Source organism: Allorhizobium paknamense (assembly GCF_030815125.1).
Taxonomy (GTDB): domain Bacteria; phylum Pseudomonadota; class Alphaproteobacteria; order Rhizobiales; family Rhizobiaceae; genus Allorhizobium; species Allorhizobium paknamense.
This window is the reverse complement of the sequence record NZ_JAUSWH010000040.1, coordinates 1-1803: the sequence shown is the minus strand read 5'-3', so window position 1 is coordinate 1803 and position 1803 is coordinate 1. Positions and strand designations below refer to the sequence as shown.

1 protein-coding gene is annotated in these 1803 nt (G+C 53.0%); it reads right to left on the bottom strand.

The annotated features are described in order from the left end of the window. On the bottom strand, positions 1–1803 hold a 1803-nt coding region (locus QO005_RS24140), incomplete at both ends, for a condensation domain-containing protein (protein ID WP_307160561.1).

Sequence of the window (1803 nt, the reverse complement as noted above, 5' to 3'; positions counted from 1 at the left end):
GTCGCTTCGGGAACGGGATGGGACGTATCATTCCATTCTACCAGGATCTGATGCCGCTCCTGGTCTTCGAGAAGCTCGATAGAACCGATCGGTTGATCTGGGCTTTCTGCGACCACTTTAAGCAGTCGGTGAAAGCGATCGACGATCGCCTCAACTGTTTGCCTGTCGAACAGATCGGTTGCGTACTCAACTCCTCCTATCAGCCCCGCAGGATGTCCATCTTCGGTACGCGTTTCGCTGAAGCTGATCCAAAGGTCGAACTTGGCGGTATGTGTTCCTACCGGAGTGTCGCTGACCGCGACATGAGGAAAGTCGAGATGGGGGACGACGTTGTTCTGCAGTACCAGCATGACCTGGAACAAAGGGTGGCTGGCGAAGGAGCGGGTGGGATTAAGAGCCTCTACCAGTCGCTCGAAAGGGATGTCTTGGTGGCTATAAGCTTGCAGATCAATTTCTCTGACCCTTTCCAGCAATTGCCTGAAGCTGGGGTTTCCGGAAGTGTCCGCCCGCAAGACCAGCGTATTAACAAAAAAGCCTACGAGATCGTCTAGTGCATCATCGGTTCGGCCGGCAATGGGGCTGCCTATTGGAATATCGAAGCCACAACCCAATCGGGTTAGTAACGTAGCTAAGCCTGCCTGAAGCACCATGAACAGACTTGCATGCTCCTGCCGGGCAAGAGCTAGTAATTTATCATGCACCTCAGCATCGATCGAAAGAGAAAGGTATTCGCCACGATGACTAGCCACCGCAGGACGAGGCCTGTCAGTTGGAAGATCAAGGTGTTCAGGCAGGTCGGAAAGTGTCTTCTGCCAATAGGCCAATTGTTGCGAGATTGGACTTTCAGGATCAGTCTCGCTTCCCAAGACCTCGCGTTGCCAAAGTGTATAGTCGGCGTATTGCACCGGCAAAGGCGCAGGGTTGAAGTCCTTGCCTAGGCACCGAGCTGTGTAAGCGGCAGATAAATCGCGGCAAAGGGGAGCAAAGGACCATCCATCACCTGCAATATGATGAATGAGAAGGAGAAGCACATTACGCTCTTCGCCTAATCGGAACAGCCAGGCACGTATCGGTAGATCGGTGGAGAGGTCAAAGCAATAACTGGCGCATTCCTTCATCGCCTCAGGAAGAGAGGCCTCGTCAATATCGACAACGTCAAAGACCCCTCCCGTCGTATAAGTTTCCAGGATCTCCTGATAAGGGACACCCTCCTGCTCAACAAAAATAGTGCGCAGGCTCTCATGGCGGTTTACGACATCGTAAAATGCATCGGAAAGTGCTTGCTCTTGAAGGGGACCATCTAAACGCAGCCCAAATGGAATATTATAAGCTGCGCTGGGGCCATCAATCTGACTTAAAAGCCAAAGCCGAGTCTGCGCATAAGAAAGAGGTAAGCGCGGCGGGCGCGTCATCCGCTCCAGACGAGCTCGTTTGGAGAGCATGGAAGACCGTAGACTTGCAGAAAGCTCGGCTATGCTTGGAGCTTCAAAAACGCTGCGGATTGCCACCTCAATTCCCAGACTGGAACGGATACGGCTCACAAGGCGTGTAACCAACAGTGAATGGCCGCCCATGTCGAAGAAATTGTCGTCTATTCCAACGCGCTCCACCCCCAGCACTTCAGCAAAAAGGCTGGCAAGGATCTCTTCTTGAGGCGTACGTGGTGGGCGATAAGAAGCAGACGTAAACTCGGGTGCAGGAAGAGCACGACGGTCCAGCTTTCCATTCGGCGTTAACGGAAGCTGGTCAAGCACAACAATCGCTGCTGGAACCATGTAATCCGGAAGTTCCGTAGCGAGTTCA